Here is a 23091-nt window from a genome sequence, read left to right as displayed (position 1 = left end):
TAAAGAACTTATCATATTCCTTCTTACCGCAATATTTCTTTATAACCTCTTTTAAAAGTTTCAAATCTTCTTTATGCTTTGTATATGACGCAACTCTTGCCTGTGATAATTAAAGAACTTATCATATTCCTTCTTACCGCAATATTTCTTTATAACCTCTTTTAAAAGTTTCAAATCTTCTTTATGCTTTGTATATGACGCAACTCTTGCCTGTGATAAGTAATTATGTCCTTTCATAATACTTGCTAAAGATCCAATATCGAACATTTCTTTCATAGCCATAATAATTTCAAAATAATCTTCACCGATTATATTGGCAATTTCATCTGATTTTTCATCAAAAGTAGATTCTGAAAGACAGATATCAAGTTTAGTCACTTCTTCACTCTGTACATCTGGAAAAACAACACATGCATTGAATTTTAAACCACATAATCCTCTTATTAATTCCTTATATGGCTTGTTCTTTAAATCTACGTGCAATACCCCTGCAAGTTCTTCCGCTTTATGCGTTCTGCTCATATCTCTGCGGGACAAAATTGCTTCTATTTGCTTACAATCTATATCCTGACTCAAATGATATTCTGTTAATTCTGAAAGTAATTCTGTTAATTCAAAATACGCATTATCAATATTACTTTCACCGTTATTTTCACCTAATCCTGCATTTAAGAAATGACCACGGTGTTTAAACATATTCAGCAGTGCTAAAAAAACAAGCCTGACATCATGTTTTTCTGTACTGCTTATTAATTCATTTCTCAAATGATATATGGTTGGATACTCATTAAAATAATCCTTGTCCGTATAATTGCCATCATTAAAAATATTATTTTTATATCTTACTTCAACATCCTTATCTTCCTCATGATATTTACTATTCTCTAATCTTCGAAAGAAACTAGGGTCCACTTCACATATGGCATCATGAAAATAGTCTTTTAAAATGCCAATTCTAACCTGCTCTCTTTGTCTTCTCCTTCTGCTTATTCTGTGTGTACGCCTTTCAACTGCACCAGATGCCTCATTAAATTCACGTATTCCCCATAAATCTTTTCCTTTTGCTTTCAACAATCTGTACTCTGGATCAGTTGCTGCCCAACCCACAGAATTAGTTCCCATATCCAATCCCAAATAATACTTGAATGCTGTCATAAAATTTCCTCCTGATTTTTTATCATTTTTTTGTTGACTAAATTTGTTTACATGCTATAATAAAAGAGAATTAACAAAGCGAGTGCAAATAAGGTTTATCCGGCATCGTCTTTTGACTCTGCATGGTGCAGATTAAATCAAGACCTAATGGTCTTTTTTTATTGCCTTTATAATTTTTCTCTGCAACATTCCTCCGTGTCCCTCTGTTAGATAATTCTATTATGCCAAATTACAAGTCCATAAATCTCCACTTGAATTTCATTTTTTATCGAATCTTTGTTCTATCATTTACTATACTCGTTCGCCAATCGATTAATTTCCTCTCGTATCTGTTCTACCAAGCTATCCGGTGCAACAATCTTCACTCCATCACCCAATGCCATAATCCAATGTACAAAATGCATGCTGGCAGCTACTTTTACCACAACTCGAAAATGTCCATTGTCCACTTTGGTTATTCTTACATCTTTTCCAAAACGATCTATCATAACTCCTGCCAAACTATTTTCGCACAGAATTTCCACATTCCGCTCTTCCCCATTAAACATATTAAACATCTTTTTGTCATATGTTACCATATCAGGTTCTTTGAATTTACATCTGCCTTCACGAACTTTATTTTCTACTTTTATACTAAGCATTTTATCTACACGATAATGCTTAATAATTCCTGCATCTGAATCATATCCAATCAGATAGTAATACTCATCATCCCATAATAACCCCCATGGACTGACTTCATATCTCTTACCATCCCGCTTAAGCTCCGCCTCCTTTTTCACATTCCACTGAAAGTACTGAAAAGATATCTTTGAATTCTCAGCTATAGCCGTATGAATTGCATCGACATTTTCCATTATTCCATTGTTCATTGATTTTACACGCCCTGCTACATATACCTGACGCTGCAACATAGTGGCATTATGTTTACTCGTCAAATGTTCTATTTTTTTAATCAACTCATTTGATTTTTCTTCTGTAATAAACTTCGCCGCTGCAACAGAATCTACAAGAAGTTTTAATTCTGCCAATTCAAAATCTCGCTTAACAACCTGATAATGATATGTTTTTCCATACTGCGTCTTTTTTATCTTTATTCCGAATTCATCAAGCCGGGCAATATCATCATACAAACTTTTTCGTTCTGCCGTGACATTATTTGCAGACAGTTTATCTATAATCTCCTGTAATGTAATATCATGATTAGCATCTGTATTGTCCAGAAGAATTTTTGCAAGATACAGTATCTTAAGCTTTTGATTACTCCTAGCTCCGCGTCTTCGCTTTTCAACTAATATTTCCATTTTCTCTGCCATTAAAGCACCCCCTAATATTTAAATTATAACTATTATATTCTATCATTTTTATAATAGCAACATTCCTTTTCTCTAACACCTACAGAAAGTGTCACCAGTGACTTCTCACTAATATCTGACAATCAGAACAAAGAATGTGCCTGCAGCGGTCGCTTGCGACATCTACCTTATACGCCGCAGTGCATATTCTCGCGGAGCGTTTTTTACTTTACAGGAAAGCAATTTCCTGTAAAGTAAAAAAAGTTCCAACCAGCAACCATATTGTCTGCTGATTGGAACTCTTCCGTTATACGTGTCAGGGTTCGCCTACGTTCACGTTTAGTGGACTAGACGGGAGTCGAACCCGTGTCCAAAAACCAATCCCCTGTCCTTCTACGAGCGTAGTTCATAATTTGACATTCCCTCTGCAATTCCGGTATGAACACCGTAACTGTTTCAGTAGCTTCATCATACGCCCACGGGTTCAAAGCTTTGCCCGTGTCGTTTCTCACATAGTCGAAGCCTGGGTCCTAAAGTGTGAGTGCTCTAGGTCAGACTGCTGCCATTAGGCAGCGTAAGCTAATTTATTATCGTTAGCGTTTAATTTTAAGTTTGGAATTTAACGCATCACCCTGCGGCTCGCTTCTCCAGCTTCATAATCCCTGTCGAAACCTTTACTAGCCCTTATATATTTATTCTATTATAACCTGCCTCCGCTATTCCTGCAAGAGGCAAAGATAGAACCACTGTTTGTATTGCCATTAACTGACAATTTTTATCCGCCTATTAACCAAGATTTCTTACTTTGAAATCCCGCTCTGCTTCACGGCGCATATCCTTCTTTGCAATATCATTCCGCTTATCATAAAGCTTCTTACCTTTTGCAAGCGCAATCTGGACTTTTACCAGACTTCCCTTGAAATATACTTCCACCGGAACAATGGTATAACCTTTTTCCTTAATCTTCTGCTCTAATTTACGAATCTCGTTTTTGTGCATCAGAAGCTTCTTCGGACGAAGCGGATCACGGTTAAAAATGTTTCCCTTTTCATATGGCTGATATGCATACCATATATGATGACTTCCCCATGTTCAATGTGTATGAAAGACTCCTTGATACTGCATTTTCCCATACGGAGTGATTTTACTTCTGTTCCATGCAGGCTGATTCCTGCCTCATAAAGTTCTTCCAAGAAATAATCATGTCTTGCCTTCTTATTATTGGCAATCATCTTAATCGATTCTTTTCCCATTCTTCATTTCTCCTGTTCCTGTTGCCTCTGTCAATTCAAAATCGATGGTTCTTACAATCTCATCCACACCGATTACCCGGATATATACTTTCTGTCCCAGCTTATAATGGCGGTTCGTTACTTCGCCAACCAGTTCAAAAGTGTCTTCAAAATACTGATAGTAATCATCGGTAAGACTGGTTACATGCACAAGACCCTCTACCGTATTTGGCAGCTCGACATACATTCCATAGGATGCCACCCCTGAAATAACGCCTTCATAGACTTCTCCGATATGCTCTGCCATATACTGTGCTTTTTTCAGCTTCTCAGTCTCACGCTCTGCCTCATCTGCCCGACGTTCTGTCTCGCTGGAATGCTTGGCTACTTCCGGCAGAATCGTTTCATAATGCGCCATCCGCTTATGATTCATCCTGCCCCGCAATGTTTCCTTGATAATACGGTGTATCTGTAAATCAGGATAACGACGAATCGGCGATGTAAAATGGCAATAACAGCTTGCTGCCAGTCCGAAATGTCCGGTGTTTTCTGTGGTATATTTTGCCTGTTTCATGGAACGGAGGGTCAGCCGGCTGATTAATGCTTCCTCCGGTGTTCCTTCGATTTTTCCTAACAGCTTCTGCAATTCCTTCGGGTGAATTTCCTCCTGGCTGATATGCAGTGTATATCCGAAATTTCCAATTAACGTTGCAAGTTTTCGGATTTTTTCTTCGTCCGGTGTCTCATGGGTACGATAGAGAAATGGTATCTCCTGCCAGAAAAATTCCTGCGCCACCGTCTCATTGGCAATCAGCATGAAATCTTCAATTAATTTCGTAGCTGTATTTCTGTCGTATGGCTTGATTTCCAATGGTCTTCCATTTTTATCCAAAAGGATTTTCGTTTCCGGGAAATCAAAATCAATCGAGCCGCGTTTCATACGATTCTTACGAAGCAGTGCTGCCAGCTCTCCCATTTTTTCAAACATCGGAACCAGTTCCCGATACTCTGCAATTGTTTCTTCGTTATGGTCTTCTAAAATTTCTTTTACTGCTGTATAAGTCATTCTGCGGTCAATTTTTACCACCGACTCTACAATTTTATGGTCAATGACTTTGCCCTTGGGGTTAATGGTCATGATGCAGCTCAATGCCAGCCGGTTCTCTCCTGCATTCAGGGAACAGATTCCATTGGACAATGCATGGGGCAGCATCGGAATCACGCGGTCAACGAGATATACACTGGTTCCGCGGTTCAGTGCCTCTACATCCAATGCGCTGTGCTCCTGCACATAATTGGACACATCTGCAATGTGAACGCCCAGAATATAATTTTCTCCATTCATGGTAAGGGATACCGCATCATCCAAATCTTTGGAGTCTTCTCCATCAATTGTCACCATCTGCCAGTCCCGCAAATCTTCCCTGCCTGCCATATCAGCCTCACTGACTTCTTTAGCTACATTTTCCACCTGTTTCATAATCTTCGGTGCAAATTCTGTCGGCAGGTCAAAGCCTCTTACAATGGATAAAATATCTGTTCCCGGGTCATTGATATGACCAAGTATTTCAACAATTTTTCCTTCCGGTTTCTTACCGTTTTTACCATAATCAGTAATCTCAACGACAACTTTGTGTCCATCTACTGCTCCTTTGGAACGTTCGATTGGAATAAAAATATCCTGCGCCAGCTTCTGGTTATCCGGCACCACAAATCCGAAGTTCTTACTGCTCTGATAAGTTCCGACAATCTGATGCAGACCTCTGGATATAATTTTTATAATTCTGCCTTCCCGGCGTTTTCCGGTCTTCTGCGGATTTACTGCAACAGATACAGTGTCCATATGCATGGCTCCGTTGGTATTCTCCTCCGGGATATAGATATCTTCCTCTTCACCCTCTACCGTCACAAAGCCAAAGCCTCTGCTGTTTCCGGTATAAACACCGGTTAAGAATCTTCCGGAAGCCTTTACATATTTGCCCTTCTGGGTCAGCTCTACCTTGCCTTCTTCCAGCAAAGCATCCAAAACCGCATGCAGCTCTTCCCGCTGCTCTTTGGATACCTGCAGAATCATTGCAATCTCTTTGGCTTTCATCGGGACATATAAGTCATCACAGATAAACTCATATACAATTTTCTTTCTTTTTTCCAGTGCTTCTCTATCCATTCTTTTCTTTCCTATTTTTTCTTGCTGCTCACATAACTTCAAGAAACTGCTTTACACTTTTCTTGCGCCTGCGGCGGTCACTTGCGGCGGTCGCCTGCGGCATCTACCTTATACACGCAGTGTGCATCCTCGCGGAGCTTTTTTACTTTACAGGAAAGCAATTCCTGTAAAGTAAAAAAAGCTGTCGTTCACACGACAGCTCTTTGGTTCTTAGAAACTTCCAATATTCAGTACGATGGAAATTAACAGGAATAGGATTACCAGTACTCTGGTTACCTTTACCAACATTCCTTCCATAGAACGACCTTTATTCTTGCCCCAATAAGTATCAGCTGCTCCGCTGATTGCTCCAAGTCCTGCAGACTTACCTTCCTGAAGAAGAATAATTACTGTCAATGCGATAGATATAATAATAAATACAACTGTTAAAACCGTTTTTAAAACTGCCACGAATGACACCTCCTGTGGATTTATAATACTCGTAACTTTGACAGTATATCATACACAAGGACAAATTACAACCACTTATTTCGCATTTGTATTGAAATTTTTGCTGAAATCTATTACGATTCTTCGATCCGAATCAGACGATTATATTTTGCCGTCCGCTCGCCACGGCACGGTGCTCCGGTTTTAATCAGATCACTGCCAAGCCCTACTGACAAATCCGCTATGGTCGTATCCTCGGTCTCGCCGCTCCGGTGGGACATGATGGTCTCATAACCATGTTCTTTTGCCATGCGGATGGCTTCCATAGTTTCTGAGAGCGTTCCAATCTGGTTTGGCTTAATCAAAATCGCATTACCGCATCCCATGGAAATTCCTTTATTCAGGCGCACCGGATTCGTGACAAATAAATCATCGCCTACCAGAATCACTTTATCTCCCACTTTTTCTGTCAGACGTTTCCAGCCATCCCAATCCTCTTCGTCCAACGGGTCTTCAATGGAATAAATCGGGAAACGGCGAATCATCTTTTCCCAATGAACAATCAGTTCATCCGTGGTATAACGCTTGCCGGATTTTGGCAGATAATATTCTCCCGGTGCATTGCCTTTCCATTCACTGGCAGCCGCATCCAGAGAAATCATAAACTGTTTGCCTCTGCCGCAGCTGTACCCTGCTTTGGTAATGGCTTCCATAATAAGCTGGATTGCTTCCTCCTCATTTGTAATGTCTGGGGCAAAACCGCCTTCATCTCCCACTGCCACAGACAGTCCACGGTTCTTTAATATTTTTTTCAAATGATGATAGACTTCTGCACACCAGCGGATTCCTTCCGTAATGCTGTCGGCTCCAATTGGAAGTATCATAAATTCCTGAACATCCAGATTGTTATCGGAATGTGCACCGCCATTTAAAATATTCATCATCGGCACCGGAATTGTTACTGCATTTACGCCGCCCACATAGCGGTAAAGCGGCATCTGCAATGCTTTTGCTGCTGCTTTGGCACAAGCTAAGGACACACTTAAGATTGCATTGGCACCAAGCTTTCCTTTATTTTCTGTTCCATCCAGCTCCAGCATCAGCGCATCTAAATTTTCCTGCCGCAATACGTTTCTGCCTATCAGTGCTTTTGCAATTCTTGTATTTACATTTTCTACCGCCTGCTGCACACCATTTCCACCATAACGCTCGCCGCCGTCTCTTAATTCAATGGCTTCAAATTCTCCTGTACTGGCTCCGGAAGGTGCTGCCGCCCGGGCAGTCGACTTCTTTCCGGTTGTCTCTGTCTCCACAGTTACTTCTGTTTCTATTGTGGGATTTCCTCTGGAATCTAATATTTCTCTTGCATGAATTCGTGTAATCGTCATTTTTACAGCCATAAAAAAAATCTCCTTTTGAAAATATTCTGAATTAATAGTTCAGTATCTCCAAAAGAAGATTTTTTATTCTTTCGAAACAATTCGATTATACGTTAATCTCAGCTGTCATACCAAGAATCTCTTTATTGTCATCCAAAATTGGCTGTACCACATTCTTTAAGAAAGCATCTACCTGAATTGGTGCTCTTCCCACATATTTTGCAGGGTCCATATTCTGCTTCAACTCTTCTAAGGTTGTATGGAATGCAGGTTCTGCTGCAATCAGCTCAAGAAGATTGTTCTCTTTACCCTCCTGTTTTACATTTTTGCCTGCTTCCATGGAAAGTACACGAATCTTCTCATGTAATTCCTGACGGTCGCCACCAGCTTTTACAGCATCCATCATAATATTTTCGGTTGCCATAAACGGAAGTTCGCTCATCATATGTTTGTAAATAACTTTCTCATATACTACAAGTCCATCTACCACATTTAAGCAAAGGTCTAAGATTCCATCGATTGCAAGGAATCCCTCTGGAATAGAAAGACGCTTGTTGGCAGAATCATCCAGAGTTCTTTCAAACCACTGGGTTGCGGATGTAATTGCCGGATTCAATGCATCAATCATGACATAACGGGAAAGAGATGCAATACGTTCACTACGCATCGGATTTCTCTTATAGGCCATTGCAGAGGAACCAATCTGGCTCTTCTCAAATGGTTCTTCTACTTCTTTCAGGTGCTGCAGCAGACGGATGTCGTTAGACATTTTATGTGCACTTGCTGCAATGCCTGCTAAAATATTTGCTACTCTGGTATCCACTTTTCTGGAATAGGTCTGTCCGGATACTGCATAGCATTCTTTGAATCCCATTTTCTGTGCAATCATCGGATCAATCTTATCAATGGTTTCCTGGTCCCCATCAAAAAGCTCCTGGAAGCTTGCCTGTGTTCCTGTGGTTCCTTTAGAGCCTAAAAGCTTCAGGCTGCCTAATACATAATCTAGGTCTTCCAAATCCATAATGAATTCCTGGCACCACAGTGTTGCACGTTTTCCTACGGTTGTAGGCTGTGCCGGCTGGAAATGGGTAAATGCCAGTGTCGGCTGATTCTTATATTTATCTGCAAATTTTGCCAGTTCTGCAATGACATTTACTAATTTCTTACGAACCAGTTTTAATGCCTCTGACATAATGATGATATCAGTATTATCTCCAACGTAGCAGGAGGTTGCTCCTAAATGGATGATTCCTTTTGCTTTCGGACACTGTACGCCGTAAGCATATACATGGGACATAACATCATGACGGACTTCTTTTTCTCTTGCCTTTGCCACATCATAGTTGATGTCATCCTTGTGTGCTTTTAATTCATCAATCTGTTCCTGGGTAATATCAAGTCCCAGTTCTTTCTCGGTCTCTGCTAATGCAATCCAGAGTCTTCTCCAGGTACGGAATTTCATGTCCGGAGAAAAAATATACTGCATTTCCTTGCTTGCATAACGCTCAGATAATGGACTGTTATATCTATCAGTACTCATATGTGTGCTCCTTTTTATTTTTTATATTCATAATTGCAGACTCAGCTCCACTCAAAAGTTTCGCTCCACTCGGAAGCTTCGCTTCCTCGTTGTCCGTTGCACCTTCGTGCACCGTACAATCCTTACAGCCATACCGGCTGGTTCATGCAAGCATGACAGCCGGTACGGCTATAAGAATTAGCCGCTGTGCCAGTCTGCTTATCGCTCATAGTCACCACGGATATCCTCTTTTGGCGGCTCCATTGGATATTTTCCAGTAAAGCATCCTTTACAGATTGGAAGCCCTCCAACCAGCTGCTCTAAACGCTCTATCTTTAAATAACCTAATGAATCTGCTCCGATGATTTTGCGAATATCTTCTATGGTGCGGTTATATGCGATCAGCTGCTCCCGTTCCGGAATATCTGTTCCAAAATAACATGGCCATAAGAATGGCGGAGAACTGATTCTTACATGCACTTCTGTGGCACCAGCTTCTTTTAACATATTTACAATACGGTCAGATGTGGTTCCACGCACGATGGAATCGTCAATCATAATAACACGCTTGCCACGGACTGATTCTGCAAGTACATTTAATTTTACTCTTACGCTGGATTCTCTGCTGCTCTGCTTCGGTTTGATGAAGGTTCGTCCCACATAACCATTTTTTACAAAAGCAGTTCCATATGGAATTCCGGACTGCAGGGCATAACCCTGAGCTGCTGCATTTCCTGACTCCGGTACTCCTACTACCAGGTCTGCATCTACCGGTGAATCCATTGCAAGGAAACGTCCTGCCTGGATACGGGATGCATAAACGCTGACCCCGTCAATATGGCTGTCCGGTCTCGCAAAATATATGTATTCAAAAATACAACGTGCTTCCTGTTCTTTTGGAAGACACATAGTCATATCAGACTGAATGCCGCCTTCCGGTGAAATTGTTACCACTTCTCCCGGCAATACGTCTCTGACATACTCCGCATCAATGGTCTCCAAGGCACAGGTCTCAGAAGTAATGATATAAGCATTGTCACGTTTTCCGATTACAAGGGGTTTGAAGCCATATGGGTCTCTTGCGCCAATCAGCTTACGAGGGCTGGCTACAACCAGAGCATAAGCTCCTTTTAACTTCTGGCAGGCTCTGCGTACTGCTTCCTCGGCTGTCTTGGAATTCAGACGCTCTCTTGCAATGTGGTAAGCAATTACCTCAGAATCAATGGTGGTCTGGAAAATTGCTCCGGTATATTCCAAATCTTTGCGAAGCTCCTTCGCATTGATGAGGTTTCCGTTGTGTGCCAATGCCAGCGTACCTTTTACATAATTCAATACCAGCGGCTGTGCATTCTCACGGGTGGAGGAACCTGCGGTGGAATAGCGGACATGACCGACTCCGATATCACCTTTCATTGCTTCTAACTGTTTTCCGGTAAATACTTCGTTTACCAGTCCCATATCTTTATAGGAAGTAACTTTTCCCTTCGGTCCGTTTGTCTCACTTACTGCAATACCACAGCTCTCCTGTCCTCTGTGCTGTAATGCAAACAGACCATAATAAATACTGGAAGCCACATCATTTCCGTCAAAATCATACATGCCGAAGACGCCACATTCTTCATGCAGTCCGTCCCATGGGCTTTCCTTTAATTCATTGTTATTCATAGGGTTCTCCTGACTATATTTTTAAGCAAATTTCTTACCGGTCAGTAATTCAAATGCTTCTTCGTATTTCTCAATTGTCTTCTCGATTACTTCATCCGGAAGGAGATAATCACTGTCTGGATTTGCTTTTAACCAGTCTCTTACAAACTGTTTGTCATAAGAAGGCTGTCCCTGTCCCGGTTTATATCCTTCTAATGGCCAGAAACGGGAGCTGTCCGGTGTCAGCATCTCATCACCTAAAACTACATTTCCATTCTCATCGAGACCAAATTCAAACTTGGTATCTGCAATGATGATTCCTTTGCTTAATGCATATTCCGCACATTTCTTGTAAAGTGCGATGGTATATTCTTTAATCTTTTCTGCGTACTCAGCACCCTTGCCCGGGAATGCTTTCTCTAATACGTCAATACTCTGTTCAAAAGAAATATTCTCGTCATGGTCACCAATCTCAGCTTTGGTACTTGGTGTGTAAATCGGCTCAGGTAATTTATCGGATTCTACAAGTCCTTCCGGTAATTTGATTCCGCAGACGGTTCCGTTCTCTTTGTAGCTTGCCCAGCCACTTCCGGTAATATATCCACGAACAATACATTCGATTGGAATCATTTCCAGTTTCTTGCACATCATGCTGTTGCCATCATATTTCTCATTCTGGAAAAATTCCGGCATATCTTTTACATCAACGGAAAGCATATGGTTTGGCACGATATCCTTTGTAAAATCGAACCAGAATCTGGACATCTGTGTCAGAATTGCGCCCTTATTGGTAACCTTGTTCTTTAAAATATGGTCAAACGCTGAAATTCTGTCTGTTGCAACAATGATAAGGCTTTCTCCATTATCATATACTTCTCTTACTTTTCCTTCTTTAAATGGTTTAAATTCCTGCATACTGCTTTTGTCCTCCATTTTATGCTTTCGCAAATTTTTGTTGTGATAAAAAACACTACTGGAAAATTATAATACAGTGCCTTTTAGAAAGTCAATGAATTTGGGCGAAGTGCGCCTTTTGCCCCATATAGAAAAATGAGCGAAATTTATTAGTTTTTTTGTCTAATATTTTCTATTTATAAGTATTATTAATATATGTGCCGGAAAATACTTATCTATAGCAAAAGATTCTGTACCTTACACTTGAGATACAGAATCTTTTTATTTACGCGAGCAGCGAGATAAATTACATGCTTGCATGCAGATTTGCCAAGCACTGCGATAACTTGAGAAACTCGCAAAGCGTGTTTCTCGTAGTTAGTATTTCGCCCTTACGGTCTTATTTTTTGATTAACAAAGATTTCCCTGTCATTTCTTTTGGCTGTTCCATTCCCATCAGCTCGATTAATGTAGGAGCGATATCTGCAAGACATCCACCCTCTCTTAAACCGTATGCAGGGTCTGCATTTACCAGAATGAATGGTACCGGATTGGTAGTATGTGCTGTAAATGGTTCGCCTGTTTCATAATCGATTAACTGCTCTGCATTTCCGTGGTCTGCGCAGATGAACATCTGTCCGTCAACCTCTTTTAATGCTGCAACAGCTTTGCCTACGCACTCATCAACTGCTTCTACTGCCTTGATTGCTGCAGCCTGAACTCCGGTATGTCCAACCATATCCGGGTTAGCAAAGTTGATTATGATTACATCATATTTTTCAGATTTGATGGCATCTACTAATTTATCACATACTTCGTATGCACTCATTTCCGGTTTCAAATCATAGGTTGCTACCTTTGGAGATTTTACCAGAATTCTTTCTTCACCTTTGTTTGGCTCCTCTACACCGCCGTTGAAGAAGAAGGTTACATGAGCATATTTCTCAGTCTCAGCGATTCTTGCCTGAGTCTTGCCATTGTCTGCAAGGAACTGTCCAAATGTATTGGTAAGTTCTACCTTGTGGAATGCAACGGTTTTGTTTGGAATGGTTCCATCGTATTCTGTGAAACATACATAAGTTACGTTCTTTCTTGCGCCTCTGTCAAATCCGTCGAACTCATCTGCACAGAATGCTCTGGTAATCTCTCTTGCACGGTCAGGACGGAAGTTAAAGAAGATAATGGTATCGTTATCCTGTACGGTTGCAGTTGGAGCACCATTTTTCATAATTACAGTCGGAACTACGAACTCGTCTGTTACATCTTTTGCATAAGATGCATCAATTGCTGCAACAGCGCTGTCTGCTGTCTCGCCAACACCTTCTGTAATTGCTTTATATGCTTTTTCTACACGATCCCAACGGTTGTCACGGTCCATTGCATAGTAACGTCCGTTGATGGTTGCAATTTCACCAACACCGATTTCTTTCATTTTTGCTTCCAGCTCTTCGATAAATCCTTTTCCGGAAGTAGGTGCGGTATCACGGCCGTCTAAGAAGCAGTGTACATATACTTTGTCTAAACCTTCTTTTTTTGCCATTTCCAGAAGTCCGAATAAATGTGTAATGTGGCTGTGAACTCCACCATCGGATAATAATCCATATAAATGAAGTGCAGAACCGTTGTCTTTTACATTTTTCATGCCGGCAAGCAATACTTCGTTTTTAAAGAAATCTCCATCTTCGATTTCTTTGGTAATTCTGGTTAATTCCTGGTATACAATTCTTCCTGCACCCATGTTCATATGTCCTACTTCGGAGTTACCCATCTGTCCATCCGGAAGTCCTACGGCAAGTCCGCTGGCATTTCCTTTTACCCATGGATAATCTTTCATCAGTGCATCAATGTTTGGCTTGTTTGCCTGGGCTACTGCATTACCCTCAGTTTTGTCATTCAGACCAAAACCATCTAAAATCATCAATACGGTTGGTTTTTTACTCATGTTTTTTCCTCTTTTCTTTAAAATCTTCTATTGAAACGGATTACTCCGTTGCTGTCACATATCCATCATCATCTATGGTAATTCCCACGGAAAGGGATTCCATAAAATCAAAAATACGTCTTTTCTCACTTTCATCTGTCACCAGTGAGGTCTTGTAATTCTTCTGTATACACGGCAGAAACCGGAAATCAATAGTTCCGTCATCCCGGATGATTACCTGGGATAAGCCGGTATCTAATGTTGACGCCGAAAACCAGAAATTGCCAAGGCTATAGATAATCGGCACGCCATCCATATATTCCATGCCCTGCAGGCAATGGGTATGTCCGCCGATAATGACATCCACACCGGCTTCCACAAACTGTTTTGCAAGAGCCACCTGGTCAGAACCAAAATAGTTATTTCCTTCTGTTCCCCAGTGTACAAAAGCAATCACATAATCGCTGTTGTCTCTTGCTTCTTCTATTACTTTCAGAAACTTGTCCGGATTTAAGGTCTTTAACACGCCCGGTGTCGTCTCAGTTGCTTCCTTCGTATAATTTAAAGAGCGTTCAATCTGTGTAGCTGATACAATTGCTATTTTCTTTCCATTTGCCACAAAATATACCGGACGCATGGCATCCTTTAAATCTTTTCCTGCTCCTACATACGGAATTCCTGCCTCTTCCAGTGTATCTATGGTATCAATCAATGCAGCTTCGCCATAGTCATAGACATGATTATTGGCAAGACTGACAATATCTGTTCCAAATGTTTCTAACAAGTCGACACGCTTTGGATCTGCCCGGAAAGTATAATCCTTGCCAGCTAAAGGTTCCCCCCTTGTACTGTAGGTGAACTCATTGTTTATCATCATTATGTCAGCGTCATTCATTTCCTGTAACAAATCAGCAGAAAAACAGTCATAGATTCCATTTGGCTGCCCGTCCATATGCTCTGTCGTGCCCCAGCCTTCTGCGAAATTAATATCGCCGGTAAAATCCAGCACGATCTCATCTGGCGAATTGCATGTTTTCCAGTAAACCTGCTGCAGATCCTCTTCATTCATTCCTGTTGCCTGACAATAAAGAAGCCACAACACATGAATCGAATTTCCGGTCTCTTTATACCAGATATTTACATCCTGTTCTTCCTGGGACTCTTTTGCAATATTAAGCACTGCATCTTTTCCGTAGTTGGCATAAATCCAGTTCAGAAAGCTCTCATCAATCCGGTAATCCCCGATAAACTCTTTACTGCAGGAATCTAATAATGCCTCGTATGCATCATCCAGATCTTCTATTACCAGCTTCTTCGTCTCCTGCTTCTCTGATTCCGAAGCTGTTTCTGTAGATTCTGTTGCTGCATATTCTATTTGTTCACTGTCTTTCTGTTCTGCATTTACTGCCGTCTTCTGCCGGCATCCGCTGCAAATCATTCCAAACAATAATATTGTCAGCCCTGCTATCTGCAAAGTTTTTCTTCTCAAACCGGTATCCTCGCCCAACTCCTCTTTTCTCTCTTGTATGCCCTGCTTTATTGCCGATAACATTATACACTATCTTTCTTTTTCTAACAATCCTTATTTTGCAAGCGTATTCTGGTATAGACTAAATTATCTGTGCAGGTCGTTCGTCGACAATGCCACGTAAGGGCAGAAAGGGGTACTAAGAATTTCCTCTATACGCCTTTTCTTCCCGCAACCGGTGCATATTCGCATCCATGCTCAGATGCACCTCGCAGGTACATCCCTGTGCCTGCGTTGCTAAATTGTATAGGAAATTCCAAGTACCCCTAACAGCCCTTACAAGGCTTGCCGACGAATGACCCGCACAGATAGTTTGCTGTATACCAGAATTCGATTTTCAAAATTCTACTATTAGGCTTCAAAAATATCACACTTCTTTTAACTCTATGATTTGGTTCGATATGTTGCGGACTGCCGGTATTTTCCCAATTATTCCATAGATTGGATAGAGCTTTTTCATACCCTCCACCAGGCTTACGTCCTTTACCGGTTCAAAACCCGGCAATTCTTTTGCCAGTATGCGTCCGTTCTTTACACCCCAGGTAAATTTCGCTTTGCTGGCTTCTATGGATTTTTCTTTGATGTGTTTTACTACAAATGGAGACATGGTTTCCACCAGTACAGTTGCATCGGTAAAATGTTTTCGGATAATTGTAAATATCTTCTGCACATTCTCCTTGGAAAGATACATGGTCAGCCCTTCGATAATCACAAGAGTCGGACGTGTTTCATTGTGTAAATCGGTCTCAGCATCAAGTGTCTTATGAACCTCTTCTGCCCACGCCTCATCCATCGCAGAATAAGGAAGGACGGATACCCGCCCAGTTTCTTCTAAGAATTTTTTACGCACTTCTATGGTCACTGGCAAGTCCAGATTAAACCAGCGTAATTTCCCGTTATCTACCCGATAAAATCTGGTATCCAGACCACAGGCAATATTAATTACAACAGCATTCGGATGTGCTGTGACATAGTTTTGTACCAGTTCATCCAGTACAATGGTTCGTGCCACAACGCCATTTTGCATCATGGCATCTTCCTTTGCCTTTGTGAAATCATAGTCCATCTCTTTTACGATTTCCATTGCCTTCTTATCATAGATAAGATGTCCCTCTCTTTCAGACTCCATGGCTCTTGCATAGAGTGTCTGAATCATGGTTTCCGGTACTCCGGTCATTTCAATTTTCTTCATGTGTGCTCTCCTTTCGCACCATAACAAAAGTTATATTCTGTTATGGTAAAGAAAAAAGGACACCCTCCAGATTTACATCCAGAAGGCATCCTGTCATTTTCGATTGCTGTCTCAGGATTTGCTGCCTCTCTTACATATAATTCCTGCATCAGCTTCTGATACTGTTCCACTGCCGGTCCTAAGATTGCATGAAGCAATGCTTCCTTATTGGCAAAGGAAAAGTAAAAGGCTCCGGTGGTCACATTTGCCCGCTTGCAGATGTCCCTAAGACACGCCTGCGTATAACCCTTTTCTAAAAATTCTGCTTTTCCTGCTTTGATGAAACGTAATCTTGTCTGTTCTCTATTTCTTTCATTCTCACCCATAACACTCGTTATGTTAGTATAGACTAACCATTTTGTCAAGCTTCATCATTTAACATTTCTTCTAAGGTATGCCAGCCTAATACGGCACATTTTACCCGGGCAGGCATATGGGAAATATCCTTTAATGCCGAAGCTTCTTCCAGCTCGTCGATTTCTTCATCCGAAGCTTCTCCTTTTATCATTTTTAAGAATAATTCTCCTAAATGCAGTGCTTCCTCTTTCTTCTTTCCGACAATCATGCCCAGCATAATATCGGCAGATGCCTGGGAAATAGCACAGCCATCTCCTACAAATGCACCATCTACGATTTCATCGCCATCTAATTTTAATTTTAAAAAGATATCATCTCCGCAGTTTGGATTCACGCCCTCTAATACCAGGTCGGCATCTGGAAGGTCATGCTTGAACTCCGGGTGAATATTGTGTTCGGTAAGAATTTCATTGTAAAAACTTCTACTCTCCATATCCCATTCTCCTTCTGACTCCTGCTACGCTTTTCACCAGCGCATCGACTTCTTCTTCTGTATTGTAGAACATCAGGCTTGCTCTTGTAGCGGAGCGGACGCCCAGATACTCTAACAATGGCTGTGCACAATGATGTCCTGCACGGACAGCCACACCGTCGGATTCCAATACGGCACTGACATCATGCGGATGCACGTCTTCAATGGTAAATGTCAGGATTCCGGTATGTTCTTCTGCCAGTTCAGAGCCTAGCACATGAACCTTTGGAATTGCTTTCAGTCCTTCCAAGGCTCTTTTCGTAAGTGTAAGTTCCCGCTCCTGCATGGTTTCAAAACCGATTTTGTTAATATAATCAATGGCGGCAGCCAGTCCCAATGCGCCTGCTGCATTGACGGTTCCTGCCTCAAACTTGTGCGGAAGCTCTGCATATTTTGCACCGTCTCTTGTTACAGAATCTATCATTTCTCCTCCGGTAAGGATGGCGGCATTGCCTTTAAAAGTTTTTTCTTTCCATATAAGACACCAATTCCCATCGGTCCCATTAACTTGTGACCGGAAAATGCCAGGAAATCCACATCCAGCTTCTGCACATCAATCGGCATATGCGGGGAACTCTGGGCTGCATCCAACACGACTACTGCATTGCTCTTTCTTGCTCTTCGCACAATTTCCTCTACCGGTGTTGGACGTCCCAGCACATTGGACACCTGTGTGATTGCCACCAGTCTTGTTTTATCGGAGAAAGCTTCGTCTAGCTTTGCTTCGCTTAAACTACCGTCCTTTTCACATTCCAGATAAATAAGCTTTGCGCCGGTCTGTCTTGCCACCATCTGCCACGGCAGCATATTGCTGTGATGTTCCATAATGGAAACCACAATTTCGTCCTCCGGGCAAAGGTTATTTAAGCCATAGCTGTACGCTACTAAATTCAGGCTCTCTGTGGTATTTCTGGTAAATATAATTTCTGTCTCAGAGGCAGCATGGATAAACTGCTGAACTGTTTTTCTCGCTGCCTCATAGGCATCGGTTGCTTCCAGACTCAAAGGATAGAATCCACGCAGCGGATTGGCATTATGTTTTTCATAAAATTCCTTTTCCGCTTCAATGACGCATGCCGGCTTCTGTGCGGTTGCTGCATTGTCAAGATAGATAACATCCCGGTCTTTAAAAAGAGGAAAATCCTTCTTAAAATCGTACATTCTAAATCACCTCTTCCAGCGCTTCCTTCGCAATTTTTTCTGCTGCTTCATCCTTCATCAAATCACAGATATGCTCCAATTTTGCACCTGTCACAATACGTTCTGCAGCTTCTTTATCAATACCTCTTGCTCCAAAATAGAACATGGTATCTTCATCTAATTCTCCAATGGTTGCTCCGTGATTTCCCTTTACGTCTTCCTGTGCACATAAAATCAGCGGAATGGTCTTATTTTCCACATCATCACCCAGCAGAAGTACGCTTTCCTCTTCCTGTCCTTCTGCGCCGGAGGAACCACGTTTAAAATCAATAGTTCCGCGGAAAACCTTATGTGCCTGTCCGCGAAGAGCTCCGTCAGAATTAATATAGCTCATGGTTTTCTCGCCAAAATGATTAGCTACCATATTATAGTCTAAAATCTGCTGTGCCTGACCAAGATATCCGGTCTCTGTAGCAAAATTGCTTTCTTTTCCATTCAAATCCATGCGGCATCCGGAATAGAGATTCCCTTTTCCAAGGAATAACTGGATATATTCCACCTTTGCTCCCTCGCCAATTAAATTGCCGCCTATATCACTTAATAAAGCCTCATGCTCCTGCGGCATCTGAACCTGAACTAATCTTACAGATGCACCGCTTTCGACTTTCATTCTGACACGGACTGCCAGAGATGCTTCTGCAGTGCTGTCTTCCTCTTTTGTGACATCCGGAGCCACACGGCTGTCCATCACAACAGTAAGTGTACTGTTTTCTTTTGCAACTATCTCTACACAGCCTGCCGTATGTGCATCTTTTTTACCGGAAACGTGCAGTCTTACGGTTTTATCCTGTCCTGCATTATCTGCAAGAATCTGATATTTTGCAGTATTTTCTGTTGCAAAGATTGCATCTGCTTCTCTTCCGGCACCGGTTTCAATGTCCGAAAGCTGCTCTGTTTCAGCAGCTACTACATCTCCCTCTGTTGCAATCTCACAAGGTTCTATCTTATTGCTCCATTTTATCGGAGTTTCATTTACCTTCAGCCAGTTCCAGGTAGGAGAAGGCAATTCATTGATTTTCATACTTACATTTTGTTCCATGCTCTTTCCACATCCCTTCTGCTATCCTATGCTGCCCTTCATCTCAAGGCGAATCAAATTGTTCATTTCCAATGCGTACTCTAAAGGCAGTTCCTTGGAAACATTATCCGCAAATCCGCTGACGATGCAGGCTCTTGCGTCCTCTTCACTCATGCCTCTTGACATCAGATAGAAAATTGCTTCATCACTGATGCTTCCAATCTGGGCTTCATGTCCCACATTGGCATCCTTGGTACGGATGTCCATTGCCGGAATGGTATCGGAACGGGACTCAGAATCTAACATCAGAGACTGACAGGATACTGCTGACTTCGTGCCTTTCGCTTCCTTCGTTACCACAACGGAACTACGGAAAGTACTGATACCACCATCCTTGGAAATGGAACGGGTATTCATATAGGAGCTGGTGTCCGGTGCGCAGTGTACCACTTTGGCTCCGGTATCAAGGTTCTGTCCTTTTCCTGCAAAAGTTACACCGGTAAATTCCATGCGGGCACCCTTTCCTTTTAAGACACTCATCGGATACAGATAAGATACATGGGAACCGAAGGAACCGGATACCCATTCAATGGTTCCGCCCTCTTCTACCAGTGCCCGCTTGGTATTTAAGTTATACATATTCTTTGACCAGTTCTCGATGGTGGAATAACGAAGTTTTGCATTCTTGCCAACATACAATTCCACGCATCCTGCATGCAGATTGGCCACATTATATTTTGGTGCAGAACATCCTTCGATGAAATGAAGAGATGCTCCCTCATCTACGATAATCAATGTGTGTTCAAACTGTCCGGCACCTTTTGCATTCAGTCTGAAATAGGACTGCAGCGGAATCTCTACGTCCACACTCTTTGGCACATAAACGAAAGAACCACCGGACCAGACTGCACCGTGCAATGCTGCAAATTTGTGGTCATTTGGTTTTACCAGCTTCATAAAGTGCTTCTGTATCATATCTGCATATTCGCCATGCATTGCACTTTCCAAATCCGTATAAATAACGCCCTGTGCGGCAACTTCTTCTCTTACATTATGATAAACCAGTTCGGAATCATACTGTGCGCCAACACCTGCCAGTGACTTTCTTTCTGCCTGTGGGATTCCAAGACGTTCAAAGGTATCTTTAATGTCCTTTGGCACCTCAGACCATTTTCCCTTCATCCTTGTGTTTGGGCGGACATAGGTTACGATATGGTCCATATCCAGTCCTTCAATCGATGGTCCCCAGTCTGGCACTTCCATTTCATTGTAAATCTGTAAAGACTGTAAACGGAAATTCTGCATCCAGACGGGGTCATTTTTCTCTTTTGATATCTGCTCTACGATTTCAGGAGTAAGACCTTCTTTCAGCTTATAAGCATCCTTCTCATCGTCCCGGATATCATATATGCTTCTGTCGATATCTTCTACATAGCTTTTCTCTTCCATTCCTTACACTCCTTACACTCCTTACTCGTATTTTGCAAAACCATTCTCGTTTACTTCATTAATCAGGGATGCATCTGCGGTCTTAACAATGTGTCCTTCCACCATGATGTGTGTGAAATCTACGTGTAATGCCTCTAAAATCTTGGTGCTGTGTGTAATAATCAAAAGGCTTCCCTTACTGCTCTTCTGGTATTCTTCGATTCCCTTTGATACGGTTCTTACTGCATCTACATCCAGTCCGGAATCGGTTTCATCCAGAATCGCAAGCTCCGGCTTTAACATCAACATCTGTAAAATTTCAGCTTTCTTTTTTTCGCCGCCGGAAAATCCTACATTCAAATCACGTTCTGCATAAGACGGATCCATCTGTAAAAGTTTCATTTTCTCTGCCAGTTCTTTCTTAAAATCATAGAAACGGACTCTCTTTCCAGTCTTCTGTTCCAATGCACTACGGATAAAGGAACTTAAGGTAACGCCCGGTACTTCCAGTGGGTTCTGGAAAGATAAGAACATGCCGCTCTTTGCGCGTTCATTCACCGGCTCTCCGGTAATATTTTTTCCCCGGAAAAAGATCTCTCCGCTCTCTACCTGATAACGTGGATTACCAACCAGTGTATAACCCAGTGTAGATTTACCGGTTCCGTTTGGTCCCATCAGTACGTGTGTCTCATGTCTTCCTATTTCAAGATTTACGTCATGTAAAATATGTTTTTCTTCTACACTGACGTTCAGATTTTTAACCTCTAAAAGTAATTCTTTGCTCATTTTTCTTCCTCCTGCATCTATTGTTTCTTCTTCGCTGCTTTCTTCTCCGCTTCCTGCTTCGACTGCAGAACATCCGCCAGCGTCATTTCATCAAAATATTTATCTATCAAATCTGCCAGTCCCTTCCAGATTGGAAGTGTACAGCAGGAATCTGATTTCTCACATGGCTCCTGGTCTTCTCTCAAGCAGGATACCGGTGCAAGCGTTCCTTCTGTCAGCCGCAGGATATCACCAACCCTGTATTCTTCCGGTTTCCGCTTCAGACGATAACCGCCCTTCTTGCCGCTGACACCTTCTATCATATGTCCCTTGGAAAGAATGGCCGAAATACTCTCTAAATATTTCTGGGAAATATTCAGTTTCTCGGCAATTCCTTTTAACGGAATATATTCTTCCGCATCATGCTCCGCCAGCTCGACCATAACCTTTAATGCATACCTTCCTTTAGTTGAAATCATGCTCTGCATTCCTCCTTTTCTGGTTCATTCGCATCATATACCCATTCGCCTACTATGTCAATGGGTGAATCAGTTTTCGTTTGTTCTTTTCGGGGAACAAAAAAACGCCACCAAATGCATTTCACCGGTAAATACTACCAATGTCATAATGCATTTCGTGACGTTTCTTATTTCTTATGAAAATATTCTATTTTCCGAAAAGCTTATTTATTGTAATTTACAATTTTTCCGAAGTCAGCCTTTAAGGAAGCTCCTCCTACCAGACCACCATCGATATCAGCTTTTGCGAACAGCTCTGCTGCATTTCCTGCATTTACAGATCCGCCGTACTGGATACGGATAGACTCAGCTGTTGCTTCATCATATACTTCACGGATGCATGCACGGATTGCGCCACAAACTTCTTCTGCCTGATCAGAAGTAGCTGTTTCACCAGTTCCGATTGCCCAGATTGGCTCGTATGCAATAACTGCTGTTGCAGCCTGCTCTGCTGTTACGTTCTGGAATGCAATCTTAATCTGCATACGGATCCAGTCAAGGTAGATACCCTGTTTTCTCTGTGTTAAAGTCTCTCCACAGCAGATGATTGGTGTAATACCATGTTCGAAAGCTTTTAATACTTTCTTATTTACAGTTTCATCTGTCTCTGCGAAGTACTCTCTTCTCTCAGAATGTCCTAATACAACGTATTTTACGCCAGCATCTGTAAGCATTGCCGGAGAGATTTCTCCTGTGTATGCTCCGCTCTCTTCAAAATACATGTTCTCTGCACCGATGCAGATGTTAGAACCTTTTGCTGCTTCCATTGCTGGAATAATATCAATTGCTGGTACGCAGAATACTACATCTACGTCTTCATTTGCTACTAATGGTTTTAATTCATTTACCAGTGCAACTGCCTCGCTAGGAGTTTTATTCATTTTCCAGTTGCCGGCAATAATTTTCTTTCTTGCCATTTTAAAATGTCCTTCTTTCTTA

At 41.8% G+C, this 23091-nt stretch carries 19 protein-coding genes, 1 other RNA gene and 2 pseudogenes; all 22 read right to left on the bottom strand.

All coding sequences use genetic code 11. The features are described 5' to 3' along the window. Positions 1–64 (bottom strand): hypothetical protein (locus DW059_RS17770; protein ID WP_442969764.1); only part of this gene is annotated, 64 nt, incomplete at its 3' end. Then, positions 61–1155, bottom strand: a complete 1095-nt coding sequence (gene cas9, locus DW059_RS01040; RefSeq protein WP_117696949.1) for a type II CRISPR RNA-guided endonuclease Cas9 — start codon at positions 1153–1155, stop codon at positions 61–63. The genes cas9 and DW059_RS17770, both read right to left, overlap by 4 nt. Before the next feature lie 284 nt (positions 1156–1439). Next, complete coding sequence (locus DW059_RS01035) at positions 1440–2471, bottom strand: helix-turn-helix transcriptional regulator (RefSeq protein ID WP_117696947.1); 1032 nt, start codon at positions 2469–2471, stop codon at positions 1440–1442. Positions 2472–2790: 319 nt separating this feature from the next. Next, positions 2791–3134, bottom strand: a transfer-messenger RNA (tmRNA) gene (ssrA, locus tag DW059_RS01030). A 102-nt stretch (positions 3135–3236) separates the two neighbouring features. Further along, a pseudogene (gene smpB / locus DW059_RS01025) lies at positions 3237–3703 on the bottom strand (SsrA-binding protein SmpB). Continuing rightward, positions 3684–5849, bottom strand: coding sequence for a ribonuclease R (rnr, locus tag DW059_RS01020; RefSeq protein ID WP_117696944.1), 2166 nt, complete (start codon positions 5847–5849; stop codon positions 3684–3686). The pseudogene smpB and the gene rnr overlap by 20 nt, the downstream one beginning before the upstream one ends. Before the next feature lie 210 nt (positions 5850–6059). Further along, positions 6060–6299 carry a preprotein translocase subunit SecG gene (gene secG, locus DW059_RS01015; protein ID WP_117696942.1) on the bottom strand — a complete coding sequence of 80 codons (240 nt, stop codon included), beginning with the start codon at positions 6297–6299 and terminating at the stop codon, positions 6060–6062. A 113-nt stretch (positions 6300–6412) separates the two neighbouring features. Further along, positions 6413–7678 carry a phosphopyruvate hydratase gene (eno, locus tag DW059_RS01010; protein WP_117696939.1) on the bottom strand — a complete coding sequence of 422 codons (1266 nt, stop codon included), beginning with the start codon at positions 7676–7678 and terminating at the stop codon, positions 6413–6415. Positions 7679–7763: 85 nt separating this feature from the next. Beyond that, complete coding sequence (gene purB / locus DW059_RS01005) at positions 7764–9197, bottom strand: adenylosuccinate lyase (protein WP_022242392.1); 1434 nt, start codon at positions 9195–9197, stop codon at positions 7764–7766. Positions 9198–9395: 198 nt separating this feature from the next. Continuing rightward, positions 9396–10841: an amidophosphoribosyltransferase gene (purF, locus tag DW059_RS01000; RefSeq protein WP_022242393.1), complete on the bottom strand. Its 1446-nt coding sequence runs from the start codon at positions 10839–10841 to the stop codon at positions 9396–9398. Positions 10842–10862: 21 nt separating this feature from the next. Continuing rightward, a complete protein-coding gene (locus tag DW059_RS00995) occupies positions 10863–11735 on the bottom strand; it encodes a phosphoribosylaminoimidazolesuccinocarboxamide synthase (protein ID WP_117696937.1) in 873 nt (290 codons plus the stop codon). Between the two features lie 379 nt (positions 11736–12114). Further along, a complete protein-coding gene (gene gpmI / locus DW059_RS00990) occupies positions 12115–13656 on the bottom strand; it encodes a 2,3-bisphosphoglycerate-independent phosphoglycerate mutase (protein WP_117696935.1) in 1542 nt (513 codons plus the stop codon). A 40-nt stretch (positions 13657–13696) separates the two neighbouring features. Next, positions 13697–15124, bottom strand: a complete 1428-nt coding sequence (locus DW059_RS00985; protein WP_207659143.1) for a CapA family protein — start codon at positions 15122–15124, stop codon at positions 13697–13699. A gap of 406 nt (positions 15125–15530) precedes the next feature. Then, positions 15531–16355: a class I SAM-dependent methyltransferase gene (locus DW059_RS00980; protein ID WP_117696929.1), complete on the bottom strand. Its 825-nt coding sequence runs from the start codon at positions 16353–16355 to the stop codon at positions 15531–15533. Further along, the gene (locus DW059_RS00975) at positions 16352–16720 is read right to left on the bottom strand and encodes a TetR/AcrR family transcriptional regulator (protein ID WP_117696926.1); all 369 of its coding nucleotides are present in this window, start codon (positions 16718–16720) and stop codon (positions 16352–16354) included. The genes DW059_RS00980 and DW059_RS00975 overlap by 4 nt, the downstream gene beginning before the upstream one ends. A 35-nt stretch (positions 16721–16755) precedes the next feature. After that, positions 16756–17184 (bottom strand): Fe-S cluster assembly sulfur transfer protein SufU, encoded by a 429-nt coding sequence (gene sufU, locus DW059_RS00970; RefSeq protein WP_117696924.1) that lies wholly within the window; start codon positions 17182–17184, stop codon positions 16756–16758. Further along, positions 17174–18384: pseudogene (locus DW059_RS17475) on the bottom strand (aminotransferase class V-fold PLP-dependent enzyme). The gene sufU and the pseudogene DW059_RS17475 overlap by 11 nt, the downstream one beginning before the upstream one ends. 1 nt (position 18385) lies before the next feature. Then, positions 18386–19462, bottom strand: coding sequence for a SufB/SufD family protein (locus tag DW059_RS00960; RefSeq protein WP_117696921.1), 1077 nt, complete (start codon positions 19460–19462; stop codon positions 18386–18388). 21 nt (positions 19463–19483) lie between these two features. After that, positions 19484–20890: a Fe-S cluster assembly protein SufB gene (sufB, locus tag DW059_RS00955; protein WP_117696918.1), complete on the bottom strand. Its 1407-nt coding sequence runs from the start codon at positions 20888–20890 to the stop codon at positions 19484–19486. A gap of 21 nt (positions 20891–20911) precedes the next feature. Further along, positions 20912–21655, bottom strand: a complete 744-nt coding sequence (sufC, locus tag DW059_RS00950) for a Fe-S cluster assembly ATPase SufC (RefSeq protein WP_117696915.1) — start codon at positions 21653–21655, stop codon at positions 20912–20914. Positions 21656–21672: 17 nt separating this feature from the next. Continuing rightward, on the bottom strand, positions 21673–22113 hold the full coding sequence (locus tag DW059_RS00945) for an RrF2 family transcriptional regulator (RefSeq protein ID WP_117696912.1): 441 nt from the start codon (positions 22111–22113) through the stop codon (positions 21673–21675). 203 nt (positions 22114–22316) lie between these two features. Next, a complete protein-coding gene (gene tpiA, locus DW059_RS00940; protein WP_022242403.1) occupies positions 22317–23069 on the bottom strand; it encodes a triose-phosphate isomerase in 753 nt (250 codons plus the stop codon). Positions 23070–23091 lie beyond the last annotated feature (22 nt).

It is taken from the genome of Roseburia sp. AF42-8 (assembly GCF_003435965.1).
Classification (GTDB): Bacteria; Bacillota; Clostridia; order Lachnospirales; family Lachnospiraceae; genus Roseburia_C; species Roseburia_C amylophila.
Note: the sequence above shows the minus strand (reverse complement) of the source record. Positions and strands in the feature narration are given on the sequence as shown.

Coding starts and splice junctions, on each gene's coding strand:
- DW059_RS00980 (WP_117696929.1), bottom strand. CDS start 16,355: ATGAAGAAAATTGAAATGACCGGAGTACCGGAAACCATGATTCAGACA.
- DW059_RS01035 (WP_117696947.1), bottom strand. CDS start 2,471: ATGGCAGAGAAAATGGAAATATTAGTTGAAAAGCGAAGACGCGGAGCT.
- DW059_RS00995 (WP_117696937.1), bottom strand. CDS start 11,735: ATGCAGGAATTTAAACCATTTAAAGAAGGAAAAGTAAGAGAAGTATAT.
- sufU (WP_117696924.1), bottom strand. CDS start 17,184: ATGGAGAGTAGAAGTTTTTACAATGAAATTCTTACCGAACACAATATT.
- purF (WP_022242393.1), bottom strand. CDS start 10,841: ATGAATAACAATGAATTAAAGGAAAGCCCATGGGACGGACTGCATGAA.
- DW059_RS00960 (WP_117696921.1), bottom strand. CDS start 19,462: ATGGAACAAAATGTAAGTATGAAAATCAATGAATTGCCTTCTCCTACC.
- tpiA (WP_022242403.1), bottom strand. CDS start 23,069: ATGGCAAGAAAGAAAATTATTGCCGGCAACTGGAAAATGAATAAAACT.
- rnr (WP_117696944.1), bottom strand. CDS start 5,849: ATGGATAGAGAAGCACTGGAAAAAAGAAAGAAAATTGTATATGAGTTT.
- sufC (WP_117696915.1), bottom strand. CDS start 21,655: ATGAGCAAAGAATTACTTTTAGAGGTTAAAAATCTGAACGTCAGTGTA.
- gpmI (WP_117696935.1), bottom strand. CDS start 13,656: ATGAGTAAAAAACCAACCGTATTGATGATTTTAGATGGTTTTGGTCTG.
- DW059_RS00945 (WP_117696912.1), bottom strand. CDS start 22,113: ATGATTTCAACTAAAGGAAGGTATGCATTAAAGGTTATGGTCGAGCTG.
- DW059_RS00975 (WP_117696926.1), bottom strand. CDS start 16,720: ATGGGTGAGAATGAAAGAAATAGAGAACAGACAAGATTACGTTTCATC.
- eno (WP_117696939.1), bottom strand. CDS start 7,678: ATGGCTGTAAAAATGACGATTACACGAATTCATGCAAGAGAAATATTA.
- cas9 (WP_117696949.1), bottom strand. CDS start 1,155: ATGACAGCATTCAAGTATTATTTGGGATTGGATATGGGAACTAATTCT.
- sufB (WP_117696918.1), bottom strand. CDS start 20,890: ATGGAAGAGAAAAGCTATGTAGAAGATATCGACAGAAGCATATATGAT.
- purB (WP_022242392.1), bottom strand. CDS start 9,197: ATGAGTACTGATAGATATAACAGTCCATTATCTGAGCGTTATGCAAGC.